The organism is Nonomuraea harbinensis, assembly GCF_019396385.1.
GTDB lineage: Bacteria > Actinomycetota > Actinomycetes > Streptosporangiales > Streptosporangiaceae > Nonomuraea > Nonomuraea ferruginea.
This window is the reverse complement of the sequence record NZ_JAHKRN010000001.1, coordinates 127,388-148,538: the sequence shown is the minus strand read 5'-3', so window position 1 is coordinate 148,538 and position 21,151 is coordinate 127,388. Positions and strand designations below refer to the sequence as shown.

Sequence of the window (21,151 nt, the reverse complement as noted above, 5' to 3'; positions counted from 1 at the left end):
CGAGCGGTGCGGTCCTGGGCTGCGTTACCGACCGGCAAGGTCGTGCGCCTGGAGGGCGCCGGCCCGCTGCCGCTCGCCGTCGACTCGCTGCCCCGCGAGGCCCCCGCGATCCTCACCTGCACCGCCCGGGAGGCGCGCTCCCCGAAGGCGCTGGCCTCCGCGATATTGGACGAGCTGGACGCCACGGTGCTCGGCCTCTTCCCCGCCTGGCTGCCGGACGCCGAGGGCATCGACGGGCCCGGCGGGGCGGGCCTGGCCGCCGTACGCACCCTCGCCCTCCGCACCGCCGCCACCAGCGCCCACTTCGGACCGTTCCTCGCCGAGCTGGCGGCACGCGCCCTGCGCGCCCGCCCCGGCCGGCTCCCGGACCTGCGGGCCAGCCTCTCCCCCGAGATCCGGCCCAGCGGGTTCCCGCCGGAGGTGCGGGCCGCGGGGCTGGCCAGGGCGCTGGCCGCCGCCTTCTCCAGGCCCGGCGCGGCGCTCCTGGTTGACGTGCCGGAAGGGCTGTCGCCCGCCGGTCAGGAAGCCCTGGTCGCAGCGGGCGAGTGGCTGGCGCACCGCGCCGGGCTGGGCATCTGGCTCTCGGGACCGCTCCCCGCCGTGGACCGGGTGGAGACCGTCCTCGTCGCGGAAGCGCCGAGCCAGGCCGCCTCCCGTCCCGAACAGCAGATCACCCCGGGCAGGACCGGCCACCCGCCCGTCGCCGGCCGCCCGCACCCGGCGAGCGCCGCGGAGCACGCGCTGGAGGCCGCGCTGAGCGGGTGCGCGTGGGCCGCCGGCCGGGCCTGGAACCAGACGATCCACCCCGGCGCCCTGGCCTCTCCGGTACGGGCCGACCTGGTGTGGCAGGACGAGTGGTGCGTCGTCGAGCTGGACGGGCCGGATCACCGTGAGCTGGACAAGTTCACCACCGACCGCGCCCGTGATGTGCGCCTGCAGATCGCCGGTTACGCCGTGCTCCGGTTCACCGATGTCCAGGTGCTGACCGATCCCCAGGCCGTGGTCCGTCACATCGAGCTTTTCCTGCGGAACCGTCGAGTCTCTCAAGAAGGATGAAACATGTCAGAGCGAAAGCTGTCGCTCCCTGAATTCGCCGCGCTGATGGCGCTGGCCGAGGAGAACGCCGAGATCTCCAACCCCGACCTCAAGGAGCGGCACGGCCTGACCATCGACGGCAAGAGACGTCTCAAGCTCAACGAGCTGAAGCTGGTCGACAGTTGGCGGCAGGGCCGGACGTACGTGCACATGCTCACCGACAGCGGCTGGGCTCGCCTTGAGGAGGATCTGCGCGCCGGAGCGCTTCCCGCGATGACCGGCTCGCCGAAGGTGATCGCCCGTGGCCTGCAGGGCTGGCTGCGGAAGTACATGGACCGTTCCGGCTTGCGACTGGCCGACGTGTCCACGCCCCTGGAAACCGCTCCGTCTGGAGAGGAGGCCCCGGTGGACGAGCCGGTCGGGCTGCTACCGGGAGACCTGGACGCGCGGATCCGCGCCGCGTACGCGCGGTTGGCTCCCCGGCCCGGCTCCTGGGTGGGGCTGGCCCGGCTGCGTCCCCTGCTCGGCGACGCGCCCAGGGACGAGGTCGACGCCGCGCTCGTCCGGCTGGAACGGCTGCCGGACGTGAACATCGTCCCCGAGTCCAACCAGAAGATCCTCACGCCCGCGGACCGGGAAGCCGGGGTGATCATCGGGGGTCAGGAGAAGCACCTGCTGTGGATCGGGGAAGCATGACAGGGCCCGGCACCGAGGCGCTCACCGCGCTCAGCTTCAACTACACCGAGGGCGCCGACGACGTCTGGCGGCCCTCGGCGTTCCACGTCGAAGGGCTGCACGGGCACTCGGCGAAGATCCTGCTCGACGGCCTGGCTGAGGCCGGCGGCCAGCGGGAGACGAGCCCGATCGGCGTGGTCCTGCAGGGCCAGCGCGGCACCGGCAAGACCCACCTGCTCGGCTGGCTGCGCGAGGTGACCCAGCGCCAGGGCGGTTACTTCGTGCTGGTCGGGCTGCTGGACGCCAAGGAGTTCTGGGAGAGCGTCATGGTGTCGCTCCTCGACAGCTTCTCCCGGCCGGGCGAGGGCGGTGAGACGCAGCTCAGGGCGTTCCTGTCACGACTGGCCGCGCGCGCCGACCTGTCCCGGATGGCCCGCAGGGCCGTGACCGGCAAGAAGACCCTGTCCAGGGAGGAGCTCGACGCGTTCGTCCACGCGCTGCGGGCGATGGACGAGAAGGTCGGGCGCGAGTGTCAGGACACCGCGCGGGCGCTGGTGCTCTACGCCTCCCCCGACCCGGCCCTGCAGGACCTCGGCGAGGCTTTCCTGTACGCGATGCCGGAGGGCGAGACCGGCGACCGGGCCCGCTGGGGCATCCGGCCGATCAACAAGTCGCCGCAGGAGATCGTCAGGGACGTCTCCCACCTGCTGGCGCTCACCGGCCCGACGATCATCGCGGTGGACCAGATCGACCCGCTGATCGCCCAGTCCAGGATCTCGACCGACACCGCGACGGATGACGGCCACGGCGACAAGCTGCTCCTGGAGCGGATCGCCGGCGGCCTGATGGCGCTGCGCGAGGTGACCAGGCGCACCATGACGGTCGTCTCGTGCATCCCCCAGACCTGGACGCTCGTCGAGCGGATGGCGGTCGACACGGTCCGCGACCGGTTCCGTACGGCCGTGCAGCTCATGACCATCCCTGACCCCGAGACCGCGCGCGAGCTGGTCGCCAAGCGGTTCGGCGTGCAGTACGGGGCGGCCGGGGTCGAGCCGCCGTACCCGACCTGGCCCGTGCGGCCGGAGGCGTTCGACGAGGCGCCCGGGTTCACCGCGCGGCAGTTGCTCATCACGATCGACAAGCACGTACGGGCATGCCTGCTCAGCGGCGAGGTGTCGGAGCTGACCAGCCTCACCGCGCGACCGCAGCCTCCGGTCGAGGAGCCCGCACGTACCGCGGCCGTCACGGAGGCGGCGGCGCTCGCCGGGCTGGACGCCCGCTTCGCCACGCTCCGCGACGCCGGGGAAGCCCCTGACGTGAACGGCGCCACCGAGGACGTGCTGATGCCCGCGCTGCTGGCGGCCGGGTTGGCCGCGTGGATCACCGAACAGGGCGAGGACGGCCAGGCGTTCAGCGTCGACCCGCCGCCCAGCGCCAAGCCGCCCCTGCACGCGCGGCTGCGGTTCACGCTGGACGAGACGACGGAGGACGAGGCTCACTGGGCCTTCCGGGCGATCACCGCCGAGCACGCGGTCTCGGCGCTCAACCGGATACGCAAGGCGTCGGTGGCGGCCGGTCTGGACGCCGAGGTGCCCAAGCGGCGGCTGTTCCTGCTGCGTAAGCAGGACTGGTCGAAGGGGGCGCGGACGCGGGAGGTGGTCGCCGCCTTCGAGCGCGCGGGCGGAAGGACCCTGTCCTTCACCGACACCGACCTGCGCGTCCTGGCGGCGCTCAGGCATCTGCGCGCGGAGAACCCGCCGGGGCTGGCGTCGTGGCTGGCCTCCCGCCGTCCCACCCGCGCGGTCACCTTCCTGGCCGAGGCCCTGGCGGATGTCCGGACCGTCCCGCCCGCGACCCGGGACGACGGCCTGAGGACCGGCGATCCCGCCGTCGGGCGTGCCGAAGAGCAGGAGAGGCCGACAGGTCCGACGGGCCCCGGGCCTGCTCCGTCCGATGACGCCGCCGTACGGAGAGAGGACGCGTCCCCTTCATCCCACGGTCCCCTGGCGCCCTCGCCATCCCGTGAGGACACCCCCCACGTCCGCCTGGGGAGGACCGTCGGGAGCGGGCAGCCCGTCCGGGTGCAGCTGGAGGCGTTGCGGAAGCATGCGGCGATCTTCGCCGGTTCCGGCTCGGGCAAGACGGTGCTGATCAGGCGGCTGGTCGAGGAGTGCGCCATGCACGGCGTGTCGGCCATCGTGCTCGACCCGAACAACGACCTGGCCAGGCTGGGCGACCGGTGGCCGGAGCGGCCGCAGGGCTGGCTCGACGGGGACGAGGGGAAGGCCGCCGACTATCTGGCCGGGACCGAGGTGGTGGTCTGGACGCCGAGGCGCGCGGCGGGCAGGCCGCTCAGCTTCCAGCCGCTGCCGGACTTCGCGGGGGTGGCCGGTGACCCCGACGAGTTCGCCGAGGCGGTGGAGTCGGCGGTGGCGTCGATCGCGCCCCGGGTGAAGGTGGACACGCGGACGAAGAAGGCGGATCTGGGCCGGGCGGTGCTGCGCAAGGCGCTGGAGCACTACGGCCGTGGGGGCGGGTCGAGCCTCAAGGGGTTCGTCGCCCTGCTGGCCGACCTGCCCGACGGGGTGAGCGAGCTGGCCGACGCCCCCCGGCTGGCGGCCGACCTGGCGCAGTCGCTGCAGGCGGCGATGGACAACGACCCGCTGTTCGGCGGTGGCGGCGAGCCGGTGGACCCCGGCGTGCTGCTGACGCCGTCGCCGGGCAGGCGGGCGCGCGTCTCGGTGATCAGCTTCGTCGGGCTGCCGAACGACGAGCAGCGGCAGAGTTTCGTCAGCCAGCTCCAGATGGCGCTGTTCGCCTGGATCAGGAGGAACCCGGCGGGCGACCGTCCGCTGGGCGGGCTGTTCGTGATGGACGAGGCGCAGACGTTCGCCCCCGGCGGAGGGCGGGTGACGGCCTGCACGCACAGCACGCTGGCGCTGGCGTCGCAGGCCCGCAAGTACGGTCTGGGCCTGGTGTTCGCCACCCAGGCGCCCAAGGGTCTGCACAACCAGATCCCCGGCAACGCCGCCACCCAGTTCTTCGGCCTGCTGAACGCGCCGGTGCACATCGAGGCGGCCAAGGAGATGGCGCGGGCCAAGGGCGGCTCGACGCCGGACATCGCCCGGTTGAGCTCGGGCGAGTTCTACGTGGCGCTGGAGGGGAGCGCCTTCGTGAAGGCGCGGGCGCCGATGTGCCTGAGCCACCACCCGAGGGCGCCGCTGACGACGGAGGAGGTGCTGGCCCGCGCCGCCCGCTGACGGCTAGCGGCTGGACGCCGGGTTGACCTCGCTGAAGGTCGTGCCCACCGCGATGTTGTCGTGGAAGATCGTGCGGCTGTCGACGTCGGTCTTCCCGGAGGCCCACGCGGGCTTGTAGATGCCCCACTTCAGATAGCCGCTGGTGGTCTTGTCGTCGTTGAAGGTGTTGGGACCGCCGGCGGTCAGGACCTTGCGCCATCCGGGGTTCTTGTGGGTCTGGTGCCAGCCGTCGATCTTCCCCTGGCTGCCATGGCTCCAGGTGAACCTGAAGACGAAGTCGTGCCACTGCCCTGGCTTCACGTCGACCAGGTCGAAGCTGGTCTTGCGGACGGATTCGGGGGTGGAGCAGGCGTTGCCGTCGGAGTTGACCCGGAGCCGCCATTTCCCGGAGGGCTGCACGCTGAGGAAGGCGCTGGGGAACTTGCCGGTCTCGCACGCGTCGCTCCAGGGCTTCCACTGGAACACGATGTCTTCCCTGGAGTCGCGCTGCCAGGTGCTCAGGAGGTAGACGCTGAACCCGTAGTAGACGGTGTCGCCGGAGCGGAAGTGGGTCTCCTTGGCGTGGAGGGTGTGGCTCTCGGCGCGGGTGCTGCCCGCGACCTTCGGGTCGCCGTACTTCAGCACGCTGCGTACCGCGTACTCGCCGGTCCTCGGCAGGTCGTCGACCGTGATCGAGTGGCTGCAGCACTCGTTGAGGCCCACCTTGGGGTGCGCCCCGTTCTCGTAGTCGACGCGGAACGGCGCCGCCGCCGCGAGTTCCGCGGACGCGGGGGCCGGAGCGCCCGCCGTCGTGAGACCGGCGACGGCGAGCGCCGCCGCCGTGATCTGTCGGGGCTTTCCCATGTGCGTGAAGTCCTCTCCGTGACCTGAGATCCCGCGGCAGCTTGCCAGCGGTCGGTATGGAGCCGGTATGCCGTGCCGAACCGAGCCGGACAGGAGAGCGCTCTCCGACATGATCCACTCCGCGTCTTGATATTTCCTTCCTGCTGGCAGGCGGCTTGACAGACTTTCCTGACACCATCACTCTCCATCTAGGGAGCGCTCCCCAGCCGTGCGTCTACCAGTGAGGACCCCGCCATGAGACTGTTACGCCTGTTCGCCGTGCTCGCGGTGCTGATGGGTGCGCCGCTGTCGGTCCAGCCCGCCCAGGCCGAACCGGTACGGGTGGCGGAGTTCCTCGCCGACTGCCCCTACAGCCACCGGCTGCCCGACGACCCGATCATCTTCCCCGGCCTGCCCGGCGCCTCCCACATGCACAGCTTCTTCGGCAGCCGGGTCACCAACGCCCACACCACGCTGGCCGACCTGCAGCGCGGCGCCACCAACTGCAACCCGTCGGTCGACAAGTCCTCGTACTGGGTGCCGACGCTCTACCGGAACGGCACGCCGGTCGAGCCGACGATCACCACGTTCTACTACCTCGGCGAGGGCGTGCGGCCTGACGTGACCGCGCGCATCCAGCCGTTCCCCCTGGGGCTGCGGATCGTGGCCGGCAACGCGCGCGCCACCGGGCCCGGCGACTCCACCATCGCCCGCTGGTCCTGCCTGCACGCCGGGCACGTGCCGGCCTCGAAGGACTTCGTCACCTGCCCGCCCGGCACGATGCTGGAGTCGTACCTGGACTTCCCGCAGTGCTGGAACGGCCGCGACCTCGACTCGCCCGACCACAAGAGCCACATGGCCTACCCGGTCGGCGACGACTGCCCGAGCAGTCACCCGGTCCCGGTGCCCAAGCTGCGCCAGGTGCTGCGCTACCCGGTCAGCGGTGACCCGTCCGGGTTCCGGCTGGCCTCGGGCGGCGGCTACACCATGCACGGCGACTTCTTCAACGCCTGGCCGGTCGCCGAGCTGGAGCGCCGGGTACGCGACTGCATCCGGCCGATCATCAAGTGCGGGGCCGACGGCAGGCCGTCGTGACCTCCCCGGGCGGGCCGTCTCCGGCGGCCCGCCCGCCTTGGCCGTTTGGGGATGGTTTGCTGGCGGTAGCGATGGAATAGTCAGGGCAATACCCGCGCAAACGGTCTGCGTTAGGGGTGTGCGATGGTCTCGGCTCGACGGCTGCTCGGCAAGCTGGTCTACGGCTCGCGCTACGACAAGGTGCCCTGGGGGCAGCGGGTCTACGTCCGCCCCGGAGAGCGGCTGATCCGCGAGGCGCAGTGGCGCAGGCTGCTGAGACGCTCGCCGATCGTGGAGCCCGAGGACTACCAGGCACGCATGCCGCTGGGCGAGATCGAGGAGTTCATCGACTGCACGCTCTGCGGCGAGCCGCGCATGCAGCCGCTGTACGAGCCGGTGGGCGAGGACGGCAAGTGGCGCTACCACGTGGTGCGCTGCCCCTCCTGCGGGTTCCTCTACCGCAACCCGAACATCCGTCCCGAGCGGCTCGGCGACCTGTACGCCAAGGGCTACAGCAAGTTCCTGACCGGCAAGTACGCCGCCAACCGGCAGCGCCGCTACCAGCTGACCATGGACGCGTTCTCCCCGGTCTTCGACGACGGCGCCGGGCGGCGACTGCTCGACTTCGGCTGCGGCGCCGGGCTCTTCCTGGAGCTGGCCGAGCAGCGCGGCTTCGACGCGGTCGGCGTGGACCTGTCGCCCGACTCGGTCGCGCAGGCCAACGAGCGGCTCACCCGGGGACGGGCGTACCTGGGCGCGCCGGAGGACGTGCCGGAGATCGCCGCCGGCGGCTTCGACGTGATCACCCTCTGGTCGGTGCTGGCGCACCTGCCCAGGCCGGTGGACGACTTCCGCCGGTTCCGCGAGCTGCTCGCGCCGGGCGGGGTGCTGATGATCCTCACGGTCAACGCCAACTCGCTGCTGCTCAAGGCGTACGAGTCGGCGTGGAGCGGCTTCACCAAGAACCACCTGATGTTCTACTCGGCCGACACGCTCCCGGTGCTGCTGCGCCGTACCGGCTTCGCGGGGGCGGGCTACGCCCCCTTCTACGGCGACACGATCGAGGCCCGCACCACCAACCTGCCGGAGTCGCTGCGGGCGCGGCTGCGCCGCACAGTGCAGGCCACGGACGGGGGCAACATGCTGCGCGCGATGGCCTTCGCCGACGAGGAGGCGATCACCCGCTGGTCCGGCCCCCGCGAGGTCCGCCGCCTGCGCGCGGAACCGGCGGCCGCCAAGCCCGCGCCGCTGGATCTCACCGGGACGTGACTACCCGGAGGTAGTTGAAAGGCGTACTGTTGGGCCATGGCTGCAACCCCGGAAACGGTGCACTGGCGTGGCGTCCACCACCTCGCCCTCATCACCGCGGACATGGACGCCACCGTCAGGTTCTGGCACGGCGTCCTGGACGCGCGACTGGTCGCCACCCTGGCCGTGCCCGCGTTCAAGCACTACTTCTTCGAGGTCGGCGTCGGCAGCACCATCGCCTTCTTCGAGTACGCCGACCAGGAGCTCGACAGCTTCGCCAAGCCGGCCGGCGTCCCGTACGCGAAGGCCGCCCAGTTCGACCACCTCTCCCTGCACCTGCCCGACGAGGACGCGCTGGTACGGATGCGCGACCGGCTCAAGGAGCACGGCTGCGAGGTCACCGACGTCATCGACCACGGCTTCCTGCGCTCGATCTACTTCAGCGACCCCAACGGCATCGCCCTGGAGGCCTCCTGGTGGGCGCTCGACGCGACCGGCAGGCCGGTGGACTACACCGACGAGCGGCTGTTCGCCGACCCCGACCCGGTCCCCGCCGCCCGCGAGCTCCGCGACACCGGCAGGCTGACGCACACGGTCAGCACCAGGCTGGTGGACGGCGTCATCGAGGACCTGCGACGGGAGGGCATCACCCTGGAACGTTGAGGCCCAACAACTGACCGGATTCGCCTGTAAGCACCGTAAACTCCGCGTGGCGACCTCCGGCGTGGGGAAGTCTGCGTACGCCCGGCACCCGGCGACGCAGCCTCACGCCAAGGAGAGACCATGGAGCACCCGATCAAGTCGACCGTGGAGAAGGTCGTCGACGCGGTGACCGGCGGCGGGCCCGCCGAGATCCCCGGCGTCCCCAACAGCGAGCCGCCGTCGCTGGAGGAGCCCACGGAGCCTCGGGAGCCGCTGCCGCCCAAGCCGGACCAGAGCGGGCCGGACACCTTCTCCCCCACCGGCCAGCCCACCGGCGTTCCGCAGGACAAGGTTGCTCAAGGCGGGGCATACCTGACGACCGCCCAGGGGCTCCGGCTGCCCGACACCGACCACTCGCTCAAGGCGGGCCCGCGCGGCCCGGTCCTGCTGCAGGACCACCACCTGCGCGAGAAGGTCATGCACTTCGACCACGAGCGCATCCCCGAGCGCGTCGTGCACGCGCGCGGCGCCGGGGCGCACGGCGTCTTCCGGGGCTACGGCGCCGCCTCGAACGTCACCAAGGCCGCCTTCCTCGCCAAGGACGTCGAGACGCCGGTCTTCGTGCGGTTCTCCACCGTGATCGGCTCGCGCGGCTCGGCGGACACCGTACGCGACACGCGTGGCTTCGCGACCAAGTTCTACACCTCCGAGGGCGTCTTCGACCTGATCGGCAACAACTGCCCGATCTTCTTCATCCAGGACGCGATCAAGTTCCCCGACGTCATCCACGCCGCCAAGTGGCACCCGGACCGGGAGATCCCGCAGGCGCAGACCGCGCACGACACCTTCTGGGACTTCGTCGGCCTGCACACGGAGGGCACCTTCCACACGATCTGGAACATGTCGGACCGCGGCATCCCGCGCTCCTACCGGATGATGGAGGGCTTCGGCGTGCACACCTTCCGCCTGGTCAACGCGGAGGGTGCGACCACGCTGGTCAAGTTCCACTGGAAGCCCAAGCTCGGCGTGCACTCCCTGGTCTGGGAGGAGGCGCAGCTGCTCAACGGCGTGGACCCGGACTTCCACCGGCGCGACCTCTTCGACGCGATCGAGGCGGGCGCCTATCCGGAGTGGGAGCTGGGCATCCAGGTCTTCCCCGACACGCCGGAGCAGATGTTCGAAGGCATCGACCTGCTCGACTCGACGAAGATCGTCCCCGAGGAGCTGGCCCCGGTCCAGCCGATCGGCCTGCTCACCCTCAACCGCAACACGTCCAACTTCTTCGCCGAGACCGAACAGGTCGCCTTCCACGTCGGCCACCTCGTGCCCGGCATCGACGTCACCGACGACCCGCTGCTGGCCGGGCGGCTGTTCTCGTACCTCGACACGCAGATCACCCGGCTGGCCGGGCCCAACTTCCCGCAGATCCCGATCAACCGGCCGCACGCCCCGGTCAACGACATGCTGCGGGACGGCTTCCACCAGACGGCCGTGCACCGGGGCGTCGCCCCGTACCGGCCGAACTCGCTCGACGGCGGCTGCCCCTTCACGGCGGGAGCGGCCGAGGGAGGGTACGTCGAGGTGCCCACGCAGGTGTCCGGCCGGAAGGTGCGCGAGGCGCCCGCGTCGTACGCCGACCACTTCAGCCAGGCGCGGCTGTTCTGGCTGAGCCTGACGCCGGTCGAGCGCGAGCACACCATCGCGGCCTACACCTTCGAGCTGGCCAAGTGCTACGAGCAGGCGATCAAGGAGAGGTACCTGCGGGTGCTCGCGAACATCGACCCGATCTTGTGCGAACAGGTCGCCGAGGGGCTCGGGCTGCCCGCGCCGGCCGGGTCCGAGCCGCTGGCGGACCCGCGGCCCAGCCCGGCGCTGTCCCAGGTCGGGCGGACCTGGCCGGCCGACGGCCGGATCATCGGCATCATCGCCGGCGACGACGACGCGGCGGCGGTCGGCGACCTGCGCCAGGCGGTGCTCGACGGCGGCATGGTGCCGCTGATCATCGCGCCGACGGGCGGCATGCTCGGCGGGACGCTGCCGGTGCAGCGCACCTTCGTCACCGCGCGCTCCGTCGAGTTCGACGCGCTGCTGGTGGCGAGCGCCCCCGCACCCGGCAAGGACGCGTACGGGGCCCGCGACGCGAAGGCGGGCGGCGGTTCGGACGCGGCGGTCGACCCGCGCGTGCTGCTGCTGATCACCGAGGCCTACCGGCACGCCAAGCCGATCGGCGGCTGGGGCACGGCCTCCCAGGTCTTCACCCAGGCGGGCATTCCCACGCAGGCCCCGGGCGTGCTCCTCGGCGACGACGGCCCGGCTGTCCTGCGGGAGACACTCCAGCTCCTGGCGGCGCACCGGGTCTGGGACCGCTTCCCCGCCGCGGCCGCCCTGACCTGATCGGGAGAGAAGGTCACGCGGCGCCCGGAGTGCGGGGCAGGGCGAACCAGGTGGCCTTGCCGAGCCGGTCGGGCCAGGTGAGGTAGCGCTGCGGGTGGCAGCCGTAGAAGCCCTCGGACAGGATGGCCACGATGTGCAGCCCCCGGCCGCGCTCGTCGCCGCTGCCGGGGGTGCGCGGCTCGGGCAGCGGCGGGCCGCTGTCGACCACCCCGCAGACGATCTCCCTGCGATCGGCGCTCACCGCCATCTCGTACGGCGGATCGCCGTACAGCAGCGCGTTGGTGACGATCTCGCTCATCATCAGCACCGCGTCGTCGACCAGCTCGGGGTCCACGCCGAGCCCTTCCAGCGCCTTCCTGGCGGTGGCGCGGGCCGTGGCCACCGCCTGGGCGTCGCCGGGCAGCGGCCACGCGTCCTGCGAGCGGCTGTGCGGAGCTGGGCGCAGCGTGGTCATGACGGGCCTTTCCCGAGGACGCCGTTTTCAGACTGTACGAAGACAGGAGCACGGCGGGTTGAGTCCCGGGGTGTCGCCTGGGCGTGACATCTTCGTCACGCATGGGTCAGGTGGCCGAGGCGACGGCGATCCCGAGGCACATCTCGTCGGCGGTGCCGTCGCCCCACACCACGTAGCGCGGGTCGAGCTCCCGGAGCTGCGGGATCTTGGCGCGGAGCCCGGCGTCGTGGGTGCAGGTCACCCGGACCACGTCGCCCCGCCCGACCGCGACGGGCTCGGGGAGCGGCCGCAGCGCCTGGTCGTCGAAGTCGTACGCGGGCACGTCGAGCAGGGTCCGCGCCTCCGGCGTGCCGGGGTTGAGCTCCACCTTGATGGCGCGGCCCAGCAGGTGCATGTGCCCGGCCATGGCGTGGATCCTGGCCGGCCGTTCCACCGGCAGGTCGCAGTGCTGGGTCGGGCCCGGCTCCGGCCGGCCGCACCGCTGCGCCAGGACGTCGACCTGGTCGAGCGACTTCTCGCCGAACCTGCGGCCGAGATCCCGCACCGCGGCGGCGCGGTCGCAGAGCGGCCCGGACTCCTCGGGCGTGCAGGGCAGCTCGATCGGGGCGGAGAAGAGGACGGTGTCGAACGGCTGGAGCGTCCGGTCGGTCACCCGCAGCCGGATCCCGGACCGGTCGGTGCCAGGCCGCCCTTCCACGCCGAGGGTGTTGTAGTGGACCTGCATGACGAGCCGGCTGCCGGGCGGCATCGCGTAGCCGTGCGACGGGTCGAGCAGCACCTCGTCGGTGCCGGGCGCCCAGTGGGCCACCCACGCGGCGGCGACCCCGCCGTCGCCGAAGCAGGTGTAGCCCTGGCCGGGCGCGCTCTCGTCGAGCCGCTCGGCCTCCGCGACGTGCTCGGGGCCGACCCTGAAGAAGATCGCGTGGTGGACCAGCTCGGTGTTCTGCGGCAGGAACTGGGCGCCGGTGAGGAACACCTGCTCCTCCAGCCCCGGGTCGATGAGGAAGCATCGGTAGTCGTCGGTGCCGCCGTTCGGCGGCGCCGGGGTGTACGGCTCGGGCATGCCCAGGGTCATGAACCGCTCGCCGTCGCGCAGCGGCGAGGGCTCGGGGTCGTGCGCGCCGTGCCCCGCGTGGCCCGTGCCGGGCTCGTACGGGCTCGTCGTGGCCGTCGCGCCGCAGGCGGCCAGCAGCACGGCCGCGGCCAGGGCGGACGCCGTACGGGTCAGTCGCGTCATGCTTCCACCCTGGCCCATGGGGCCGCGCCGGGCACCCCCTAAAGAGGAGCTACTGACCCCCCAGCCCGGTGTGCGCGACGCCGCGGACGATCTGCCGCTGGAACAGCACGAACACCACCATCAGCGGCAGCCCGGCGAGCACCACCGAGGCCATGATCTGCGCGTACCGGAGGCCGAAGGTGCCCTGCACCACGTTGGCCAGGCCGACCGGCAGGGTCATCGTGTTCGGGTCGGTGGACACCAGGAACGGCCAGAGGAAGTTGTTCCACGTGGTGATGAACGTGAAGATCGACACCGCCGCCAGCACCGGCCGCGACAGCGGCAGCACGATCGTGAAGAACACCCGCCAGCGGCCGGCCCCGTCCACGAACGCGGCCTGCTCCAGCTCCGGCGGCACGTCCTGGAAGAACTTGTACAGGATGAAGACGATCAGCGGCGCCGCCACCTGCGGCAGGATGATCGCCCACCAGGTGTCGACCAGCCCGAGCGCCACCATCTCGGCGAACAACGGCGCGATGAGCACCTGCGGCGGCACCATGATCCCGGCCAGGATCAGCCCCAGCAGCGCCCGCTGCCCCTTGAACTGGGTGCGCGCGAACCCGTACGCGGCCATCGCCGAGAAGAGGACGGTCAGGAACGTGACGATCACCGCGGTCACCGTGGAGTTGACGGCCCACGTGATGATGCCGCCGGTGCCCAGCACGAGCTCGTAGGCGTCGAGCGTGACGGTGCTGCCGAACCATTCCAGCGGCAGCTTGGTGGTCTCGTCCTCGGGCTTGAGCGAGGTGGCCACCGCCCAGGCGATCGGGGCGATCCAGATGACGGCCAGCACCGAGGCGACCACCAGCAGGACGAGCTGGCTCACGCTGAACCGCTTGGTCATGAGGAGACCTCCGCGCGCTTGCGGAACAGCCGGAGCTGCGCCAGGGAGACGATGACGATCAGGACGAAGAGGATGTAGGAGACGGCTGACGCGTAGCCGATGCGGTAGCCGGTGAAGCCGACGTCGTAGGCGTACTCGATGATCGGCCGGGTGGCGTCCTCGGGCCCGCCGCCGGTCATGAGGTAGATCTGGTCGAACACCTTGAGCGAGGCCAGCAGCTGCAGCACGACGATCAGCGCCGTCGTACGGCCGAGCATCGGCAGCGTGATGGACCTGAGCTTGTCCCAGGCGGACGCCCCGTCGATGGCGGCGGCCTCGTACAGGTGCTGCGGGATCGACTGCAGGGCGGCCAGGTAGAGCAGGAAGTTGAAGCCGACCGTCCACCAGACGGTGGTGAGCACCACCGACCACATGGCCGTGCCGGGGTCGCCGAGCCACAGGACGTCGGTGCCGAGCGTGCCGTTGAGCAGGCCGTACTCGGGCGGGTAGATCATCTGCAGCCACAGGATCGACACCACGGCCGACGGCAGCAGGAAGGGGCCGAAGAACGACAGCCGCCACAGCCACTGCACGAACCGCAGGTTGTGCACCAGCAGGGCCAGGCCCAGGCCGAGGAGCACCAGCGGAACCGTGCTGAGCACGGTGAAGACGAGCGTGTTCCACAGCGAGCGCCACATGCGCGGGTCGCCGAACGCCTCGGCGTAGTTGGAGAAGCCGACGAAGCGGTCGTTGCTGCCGGCGATGTTGACGTCGGTGAAGCTCATCCGCAGGCCGAGCAGCGTCGGCCAGACGAGGAAGGCGACGTAGACCAGCAGGAAGGGCGCGACGAACAGCAGCCCGTGCTGCGTCCAGCTCCGCTTGACCTGGGCCTTGGCGGCGGGGGCTGTGGTGGCGGGGGCGGCGACGGTGGTCGTCATCATCGCTCCTCGGCGGGGAAGGGGTTCGGGGCGGACATCAGCCGGCTCAGCGCCGCCTTGGCGTTGGCCAGCCCCTCTTCCGGCGTGCGTTCACCGCTGATGACCGGGGAGAACGCGCCGCCGAACTCGATCCACAGCCGGGAGGCCGAGCCGGTGTACCAGACCTGGGGGTCGAGGGCGACGTCGGTGATGACGGAGCGGTACTCCGACTGCGGCTGGAGCGCCAGGTAGTCGGGCTCCTGGAGTGCGGGCAGGTAGGAGGGCACGTGGCCGGCCACCGCCCAGTCGGCGCTGTTCTTCACCAGGTAGGCGATGAACTGGTAGGTCGCCCGTTCCACCTCGGGGTCGCGGTCGCGCTGGTGCGGCAGCACGAACACGTGGCAGTCGGCCTGGGCGGCGCCGCTGCCGAACACGCTGGGGAAGCGCGTCATGCTGAACGGCGTCTTGCGCTCCTTCAGGCCGGTGACCTCCCAGTCGCCGTTCCACAGGAACGCGGCCTCGCCGTTGGTGAACTTGGCCACCGAGGCGCCGTAGTCGGTGGTCGGGTCGCACAGCCCTTCCTCGCCGAGCCGGCGCATGAACCGCAGCGCTTCCAGCGCCTTCTGGTCGTCGATGGTGACCTGGCCGCCGTCCTCCGAGAGCAGGGTGCCGCCGCTCTGCGGGTACAGCGAGTACCACACCCGCCAGGGGCCGACGGTGCCGAGGCCGAGCGCGTCGAAGACCAGCGGAGGCTTGCCGCCGAGCACTTCCTTGGCCTTGCGGAGCTGCTCCAGGAGCTGGTCGGCGCCGGTGGTGGGTCGCAGCTTGCCGTCGGCGCCGAGCAGGCCGGCCCGCCCGCAGAGGTCGGTGTTGTAGTACTGCACCATCGGGTGCGCGTCGAACGGCACCGCGTACAGCGTGCCCTGGTAGTGGGCGCGTTCCCAGATGGGCGGGCTGAAGTCGGCCGCCCGGAGGCCGACCTCGGCCAGCAGGTCCACGTTGATGGGGTCGAGGATCTCGCCCGCGCCGATGCCGGCAAGCCTGGCCAGGTGGAAGGTCGCGACGTCGGGCGACCGGCCGCCGGCGCCCGCCATGGCGATCTTCGTGTAGTACGGCTCGCCCCAGGCGAGCACGTTCTCCTCGACGAAGACGCCGGGGTTGTCCCGGGCGAACGCGCCGACCATCTGGTTCATGATGATGCCGTCGCTCGCGCCGAGGAAGTGCCAGTACTTCACGCGGGTCTGGGACGAACCGAGTCCCACGGGGATGGCGCAGCCGGAGGCGGCGGCGCCGAGGAGGGCAAGGCTTCCGCCGAGCAGGTGCCGGCGGGTGATGGCTGGGGGGTCTTGCACAGTGGCCTCTTCCTTCGCCGAGGAATGTTCTCGCTAACACCAAGGGGCGCTGGGGTGGCTATGGGTCATGTTTCGGCGGGGTTACCCGAGTGTTAGCGGTAACAAGCACGCTGTCAAGGTTTGTGCGGCAAGCGCTTGCCACGCCCTTGACCTCGCGGGTTGATAACGCTAACAATCTCTGGAGCACCACCAACCGCGAGGAGCCCCCCGTGCACGACGCCCGCCTCACGATCGATCCCGCGTTCCGGGTGGCGCCGGTGCGGCGCCGGACCTTCGGCACCTTCGTCGAACACCTGGGCCGGTGCGTCTACACCGGCGTCTACGAGCCGGACCACCCTGGCGCCGACGAGGACGGCTTCCGCCGCGACGTCCTCGACCTCACCCGCGAGCTGGGCGTGAGCACCGTCCGCTACCCCGGCGGCAACTTCGTCTCCGGCTACCGCTGGGAGGACGGCATCGGCCCCAAGGAGAGCCGCCCCCGCCGGCTCGACCTGGCCTGGCACAGCACCGAGACGAACGAGGTCGGGGTCGACGAGTTCGTGCGCTGGTGCCGCAAGGCGGGGGTCGAGCCGATGATGGCGCTCAACCTCGGCACCCGCGGCATCGCCGAGGCGCTCGACCTGCTGGAATACTGCAACCACCCGTCCGGCACCGCGCTGTCCGACCTGCGCGCCGCCAACGGCGCCAAGGAGCCGCACGACATCCGGATGTGGTGCCTCGGCAACGAGATGGACGGCCCCTGGCAGACCGGCCACAAGACCGCCCGCGAGTACGGCCGGCTGGCCGCCGAGACCGCCAGGGCCATGCGCATGGTCGACCCCGGCCTGGAGCTGGTCGCGTGCGGCAGCTCCGGCTCGACCATGCCGACGTTCGGCGCGTGGGAGTCGACCGTGCTGGAGGAGACGTACGACGTCGTCGACTTCATCTCGTGCCACGCCTACTACGAGGAGAAGGACGGCGACCTCGGCAGCTTCCTGGCCTGCTCGACCGACATGGAGTACTTCATCCGTTCGGTCGTCGCCACCGCCGACTCCGTGGGGGCCCGGCTCAAGTCACGCAAGCGGATCGACATCTCGTTCGACGAGTGGAACGTGTGGTACCTGTCGCGCTTCCAGGCGGCCGAGCCGCCGCGGGACTGGCCGGTGGCGCCGCCGCTGCTGGAGGACCACTACCACCTGGCGGACGCGGTGGCCTTCGGCGGGCTGCTCATCACCCTGCTGCGCAACAGCGACCGGGTGACGGCCGCCTCGCTGGCCCAGCTCGTCAACGTGATCGCGCCGATCATGACCGAGCCGGGCGGGCGGGCCTGGCGGCAGACCACCTTCCACCCGTTCGCCCAGGCCAGCCGGCACGCGGCCGGCGACGTGCTGCGGGTCGAGCCGGTCTCTCCCCTGTACGAGACCGCCCAGTACGGGGAGGTGCCGCTGCTGCACGCGGTCGCCACCCGCTCGGACGAGGGCGTCACGATCTTCGCCGTCAACCGGGCCACGGACGGGCCGCTCTCGCTGGAGATCGACGCCCGCGCCCTCGGCGGCGCGCGCATCACCTCCGCCACCACCCTCACCGGCCCGGACGTCTACGCCCGCAACACCGCCGACGACCCCGACCGGGTGGCCCCGCGCCCCAACGAGAACGTGGAACAGGACCCGATGCGCGTCCTCCTCCCCCCGGTGAGCTGGAACGTCATCCACCTGTCCTGACGGTTTCGAGCAGCGTGGTGAGCTCCTTCACCTCCGTGTGGTTGTCGAGCTGCGCGAAGAGCCGCCGGGCCGCGCTCCAGGCCGTACGGGCCTGGTCCGGATCGGCGGCCGCGTGCAGGGCGCCGAGGGACTTGAGGGTCTGCGCCTCGTGGAAGGGGCTGGCGAGCTCGCGCCAGATCTCGAGGGCGGCGACGGTGTGGGCGACGGCGAGGGCGTGGTGGCCCTCGGCCGCTTCGAGCTCGCCGAGCGCGCCCAGCGACGTGGCCTCCTGGAATCGCGCCCTCCACCGGCGGGCCAGCCGGATGCTCCGGCCGAGCACGTCCCTGGCCCGCGGGTCGCGCAGCTTGACGTAGGTCATGCCGAGGTGCGGCAAGATGGTGATCTCGTCGCTCAGGCTGCGGAGCGAACGGGCCAGCGTCACGCCGCGCGTGAAGTGCGCCTCGGCCTCGACGAGGCTGCCCTCTTCCCGCCGTACGATCCCGAGCAGGCTGTGGATCCGGCACAGCTGCGACGGGAGGGGCACGTCCTCGGCCAGTCGCAGACTGGCCTCCAGGTGGACGCCGGCCCGCTCGGAGTCTCCCAGGACCCGGTGGCCGTACCCGAGCTGCCACTCGGCCTCGACCTGACCGAGCACGTAGCCGGCGTCCCTCGCCTTCGCCAGCGTCGCGTCGAGGTAGGCCACGGCCTTGCCGGGCTCTCCCCGGACCAGGAACGCGGTGCCGGCGAGGATCCGGGCGTCGACCTCGCCGTGGACGTCGCCCAGGCCCTCGAAGAGCGCGACCGCGGAGAGGGCGTGCTCCAGTGCCTCGTCCTCGGCGTGCCGGGGCCCCATGCGCAGGCACCCGGTGAGGTCGCGCAGCATGAAGGCGCGGCCACGCGCGTCCCCGGCGCGCTCGCAGACCTCCAGCGCGAGCCGGCTGGTCGACTCCCAGTCGTCGTAGTAGTCGTGCAGCTCGAAGAAGTTGACGGTCGCATCGGCGAGCTGCCAGCACAGGTCGTGCGCGCCGAGCGCGGCGGCCTGCGCCACCGCGGCCCGGAGCGCGCCTCTTTCCGCCTCGAACCAGGCGCAGGCATCCGAGATCCGGACGTGCGGCTCGTGCGTCACGCCTTCGGCCGGGAGCGTCGGGAAGACCCTGCCGGGCAGCCCGGTGTCGGCCCGCCGGGCGAGGACCAGCCAGCCGGCGAGCGCGCGGGTCACGGCCGCGTGGATCTCGTGCGGGGCGGCCTCGGCGTCGGCGCGGTCGCGGGCGTGCAGGCGGATCAGGTCGTGGAAGCGGTAACGGGGCTGGCCGGCGGTGTCGACGCCCGCGACGGTGAGGAGGTTGGCGCTCAGCAGCTCGCCGAGGCTGCGCTCGGCCTCCTCCGGGGACGTGTCGAGCACGGCCGCGGCGACCCAGCCCGCGAAGTCGGGGGTGTGCAGCACGCTGAGCAGGTAGTAGAGGCGCCGGGCCGGGGACGACAGTGCCGTGTAGCTCAACCCGAGCGAGGCCCGTACGGTGAGGTCCCCGGCCGCCAGCTCGTCGAGACGGCGTCGCTCGTCGCGCAGGAGATCGGCGATGCGGGCCAGGGGCCAGTCGGGCCGGGAGGCCAGGCGCGCCCCCGCGGCCCGGACGGCGAGCGGCAGGTGGTCGCAGAGCCGGACGATCTCGCTCGCCTCCGAGGGCGCGGCCCGCACCTGCTCCGGCCCCGTGATCCGGGCCAGCAGCTCGATCGCCTGGGCGGGCCGGAAGACGTTCAGGCGCAGGTGCCGGACGCCGGCCAGGCCCACCAGCCGGGGACGGCCGGTGATCAGCACGCCGCAGGTGCCCGACCCCGGCAGCAGCGGGCTGACCTGCGATTCGTCGGCCACGTTGTCGATCACCACGAGCATCCGCTTGCCGGCCAGGAGCGACCGGTAGAGGGCCGTGCGGTCGCCGACCGACTCCGGGACGGCGGCTCCCCCGACGCCGAGAGCGCGCAGCATCGACTCCAGCGCCCGGGCCACGGCGGTGCGGTCGTCGGCGCCGGAGAAGCCGACGTAGAGCTGGCCGTCCGGGAACGCGCCCGCGAGCTGATGCGCCACGTGCAGGGCGAGCGTGGTCTTGCCGACCCCGCCCATGCCGGAGATCGCGCAGATCGTCAGCGCCTGGCGCCTACCGGGGGACAGGGCGTCCCTGAGCGTCGCCACCTCGTCGTCCCGGCCGGTGAAGTCGGCGACCGTGGGCGGGAGCTGGCGAGGGACCACAGCGCCTCCGGTCGACGGCCACGCGCCCGGCCTCGCGGGCAGGTCGATCCGCTCGTCGCCGCGGAGTATCGCCTCGTGCACGCGGCGCAGCACGGGGCTCGGTTCGAGGCCCAGCTCGTCCGCGAGCAGGTCGCGGACGACGGCGTAGGTCTCCAGGGCCTCCGTCTGACAGCCGGACCGGTAGAGGGCGAGCATGAGGAGCGCGTGCAGACTCTCCTGGTAGGGGTGGGCCTTCGCCACCTCGCGCAGCTCGGCCACCGCCTCCGCGTGCCGCCCGAGGGCCAGCTCGGTCTCCGCCCAGCGTTCGTGGACGGTGAGCCGGAGTTGTTCGAGGGACAGCGCCTCCTCCGCGATCGGCCCGGAATCGAGGAATTCCGCGAACGCGGGCCCCCGCCACAGATCCAGGGCGCGCCGGAAACAGCGACCGGCGGATTCGTGGTTTCCTCCGTCGAAAGCCGCCGACCCCTCCGCCGCGAGTTTCCGGAACTGCGCCGCGTCCACCTCGCCGTGGGTGACGAGCAGATATCCTTCCGGCTTTCTCAGCAGTCGCTCCGCGCCCAGTTGGACGCGGAGCTGATGCACGTACGACTGGAGATTGCTGCGCGCCGAGACCGGCGGCCGGTCATTCCACAGAACGGTGGACAGGAAATCGCTGGAGACCGGCTGGTCGGCCCTGGAGATGAGACCGGCGAGCAGCATACGTAATTTCCGGGCGTTGCCGAGAAAGTGGTGCCGGCCGTCCTGGATCACCTGGAGTGGGCCTAGGATCTCGAAACGCATCCAGTGTCGCTCCGCCCTGGACATTCATAGAGGAGATCGCCGGCAGTGATCTGCCGCTCGGTCATGCTCGCTGGGGGGTGCGGCTCGACGGGTTGGCGTGCCGATTTTAGGTCGTCGCCGTGCGGGGCGCAAAGGACTTTATGGGCCGTCCGGCGCGGCGTCCGGCAGGTCGCGATCTGCCTGCCCATTCGCGCGGAGACGCCGAAGGTCCGCTCTGCTCGGGCTTCCGGGTGGCCGCCCCGCCACCGTGACGCACCCACCACCGTCGGTGATGTAGCGCGGCTATGGCGGCGGTTCGTAGATTCTGGACATCCTTACGGATTCCATTCGACGGAGCCGGAAACACGTGGAGGTGAACATGGAGAAGCAGAAGAACGAGACCAAGAAGCTTGAGCTCAAGGTCCGCAAGCTGGAGAAGATCGAGACCACCGCTGTTCGCGAAGGCAACGGCTGAGTCCAGACAACGCGCCGGAGC

Annotated in this window: 15 protein-coding genes; 8 read left to right on the top strand and 7 right to left on the bottom strand. The window is 71.5% G+C overall.

Going from position 1 to position 21,151, the window contains the following annotated elements:
• Positions 1–6 precede the first annotated feature (6 nt).
• Genes KME79_RS00695 through KME79_RS00685 form a run of 3 tightly spaced genes read left to right on the top strand, consistent with a single transcriptional unit; the run spans position 7 to position 4,970 of the window.
• Positions 7–1,056 (top strand): endonuclease domain-containing protein, encoded by a 1,050-nt coding sequence (locus KME79_RS00695; protein WP_219542852.1) that lies wholly within the window; start codon positions 7–9, stop codon positions 1,054–1,056.
• 3 nt (positions 1,057–1,059) lie between these two features.
• The gene (locus KME79_RS00690) at positions 1,060–1,731 is read left to right on the top strand and encodes a hypothetical protein (RefSeq protein ID WP_219542851.1); all 672 of its coding nucleotides are present in this window, start codon (positions 1,060–1,062) and stop codon (positions 1,729–1,731) included.
• On the top strand, positions 1,728–4,970 hold the full coding sequence (locus tag KME79_RS00685) for a helicase HerA domain-containing protein (protein ID WP_219542850.1): 3,243 nt from the start codon (positions 1,728–1,730) through the stop codon (positions 4,968–4,970). The genes KME79_RS00690 and KME79_RS00685 overlap by 4 nt, the downstream gene beginning before the upstream one ends.
• A 3-nt stretch (positions 4,971–4,973) precedes the next feature.
• Here the strand turns inward: KME79_RS00685 and KME79_RS00680 are convergent, their stop codons facing one another.
• On the bottom strand, positions 4,974–5,813 hold the full coding sequence (locus KME79_RS00680) for a polysaccharide lyase family 20 protein (protein ID WP_219542849.1): 840 nt from the start codon (positions 5,811–5,813) through the stop codon (positions 4,974–4,976).
• A gap of 234 nt (positions 5,814–6,047) precedes the next feature.
• Here KME79_RS00680 and KME79_RS00675 point away from each other — a divergent pair, with 234 nt between their 5' ends.
• The 4 genes from KME79_RS00675 to KME79_RS00660 all read left to right on the top strand — a co-directional run bounded on the left by KME79_RS00675 (position 6,048) and on the right by KME79_RS00660 (position 11,150).
• Complete coding sequence (locus KME79_RS00675) at positions 6,048–6,887, top strand: DUF1996 domain-containing protein (RefSeq protein WP_219542848.1); 840 nt, start codon at positions 6,048–6,050, stop codon at positions 6,885–6,887.
• A 123-nt stretch (positions 6,888–7,010) separates the two neighbouring features.
• Positions 7,011–8,135, top strand: a complete 1,125-nt coding sequence (locus KME79_RS00670; RefSeq protein ID WP_219542847.1) for a class I SAM-dependent methyltransferase — start codon at positions 7,011–7,013, stop codon at positions 8,133–8,135.
• A gap of 36 nt (positions 8,136–8,171) precedes the next feature.
• The gene (locus tag KME79_RS00665) at positions 8,172–8,777 is read left to right on the top strand and encodes a VOC family protein (protein WP_148035494.1); all 606 of its coding nucleotides are present in this window, start codon (positions 8,172–8,174) and stop codon (positions 8,775–8,777) included.
• Positions 8,778–8,897: 120 nt separating this feature from the next.
• Complete coding sequence (locus tag KME79_RS00660; RefSeq protein ID WP_219542846.1) at positions 8,898–11,150, top strand: catalase; 2,253 nt, start codon at positions 8,898–8,900, stop codon at positions 11,148–11,150.
• A gap of 13 nt (positions 11,151–11,163) precedes the next feature.
• On the opposite strand, the gene KME79_RS00655 is transcribed toward KME79_RS00660, so the two are convergent.
• The 5 genes from KME79_RS00655 to KME79_RS00635 form a co-directional block, all read right to left on the bottom strand.
• The gene (locus tag KME79_RS00655) at positions 11,164–11,604 is read right to left on the bottom strand and encodes an ATP-binding protein (RefSeq protein WP_219542845.1); all 441 of its coding nucleotides are present in this window, start codon (positions 11,602–11,604) and stop codon (positions 11,164–11,166) included.
• 106 nt (positions 11,605–11,710) lie between these two features.
• Positions 11,711–12,841 (bottom strand): monooxygenase, encoded by a 1,131-nt coding sequence (locus KME79_RS00650; RefSeq protein WP_219542844.1) that lies wholly within the window; start codon positions 12,839–12,841, stop codon positions 11,711–11,713.
• 49 nt (positions 12,842–12,890) lie between these two features.
• On the bottom strand, positions 12,891–13,724 hold the full coding sequence (locus tag KME79_RS00645) for a carbohydrate ABC transporter permease (RefSeq protein ID WP_148035500.1): 834 nt from the start codon (positions 13,722–13,724) through the stop codon (positions 12,891–12,893).
• Positions 13,721–14,641, bottom strand: coding sequence for a carbohydrate ABC transporter permease (locus KME79_RS00640; RefSeq protein WP_219543052.1), 921 nt, complete (start codon positions 14,639–14,641; stop codon positions 13,721–13,723). Before KME79_RS00640 ends, KME79_RS00645 begins: the two co-directional genes overlap by 4 nt.
• A complete protein-coding gene (locus KME79_RS00635) occupies positions 14,641–15,972 on the bottom strand; it encodes an extracellular solute-binding protein (RefSeq protein ID WP_219542843.1) in 1,332 nt (443 codons plus the stop codon). The genes KME79_RS00640 and KME79_RS00635 overlap by 1 nt, the downstream gene beginning before the upstream one ends.
• Before the next feature lie 209 nt (positions 15,973–16,181).
• On the opposite strand from KME79_RS00635, the gene arfA reads away from it, so the two are divergent.
• Positions 16,182–17,672, top strand: a complete 1,491-nt coding sequence (gene arfA, locus KME79_RS00630; RefSeq protein WP_219542842.1) for an arabinosylfuranosidase ArfA — start codon at positions 16,182–16,184, stop codon at positions 17,670–17,672.
• Here arfA and KME79_RS00625 read toward each other — a convergent pair.
• Complete coding sequence (locus KME79_RS00625; protein WP_219542841.1) at positions 17,656–20,676, bottom strand: AfsR/SARP family transcriptional regulator; 3,021 nt, start codon at positions 20,674–20,676, stop codon at positions 17,656–17,658. The two genes, arfA and KME79_RS00625, sit on opposite strands and share 17 nt — an antisense overlap.
• Positions 20,677–21,151 lie beyond the last annotated feature (475 nt).

Bases quoted from the DNA above. Each gene is read 5' to 3' on its own strand.
- KME79_RS00690 (WP_219542851.1), top strand. From the start codon at position 1,060: ATGTCAGAGCGAAAGCTGTCGCTCCCTGAATTCGCCGCGCTGATGGCG.
- KME79_RS00685 (WP_219542850.1), top strand. From the start codon at position 1,728: ATGACAGGGCCCGGCACCGAGGCGCTCACCGCGCTCAGCTTCAACTAC.
- KME79_RS00680 (WP_219542849.1), bottom strand. From the start codon at position 5,813: ATGGGAAAGCCCCGACAGATCACGGCGGCGGCGCTCGCCGTCGCCGGT.
- KME79_RS00675 (WP_219542848.1), top strand. From the start codon at position 6,048: ATGAGACTGTTACGCCTGTTCGCCGTGCTCGCGGTGCTGATGGGTGCG.
- KME79_RS00670 (WP_219542847.1), top strand. From the start codon at position 7,011: ATGGTCTCGGCTCGACGGCTGCTCGGCAAGCTGGTCTACGGCTCGCGC.
- KME79_RS00665 (WP_148035494.1), top strand. From the start codon at position 8,172: ATGGCTGCAACCCCGGAAACGGTGCACTGGCGTGGCGTCCACCACCTC.
- KME79_RS00660 (WP_219542846.1), top strand. From the start codon at position 8,898: ATGGAGCACCCGATCAAGTCGACCGTGGAGAAGGTCGTCGACGCGGTG.
- KME79_RS00655 (WP_219542845.1), bottom strand. From the start codon at position 11,604: ATGACCACGCTGCGCCCAGCTCCGCACAGCCGCTCGCAGGACGCGTGG.
- KME79_RS00650 (WP_219542844.1), bottom strand. From the start codon at position 12,841: ATGACGCGACTGACCCGTACGGCGTCCGCCCTGGCCGCGGCCGTGCTG.
- KME79_RS00645 (WP_148035500.1), bottom strand. From the start codon at position 13,724: ATGACCAAGCGGTTCAGCGTGAGCCAGCTCGTCCTGCTGGTGGTCGCC.
- KME79_RS00640 (WP_219543052.1), bottom strand. From the start codon at position 14,641: ATGACGACCACCGTCGCCGCCCCCGCCACCACAGCCCCCGCCGCCAAG.
- KME79_RS00625 (WP_219542841.1), bottom strand. From the start codon at position 20,676: ATGCGTTTCGAGATCCTAGGCCCACTCCAGGTGATCCAGGACGGCCGG.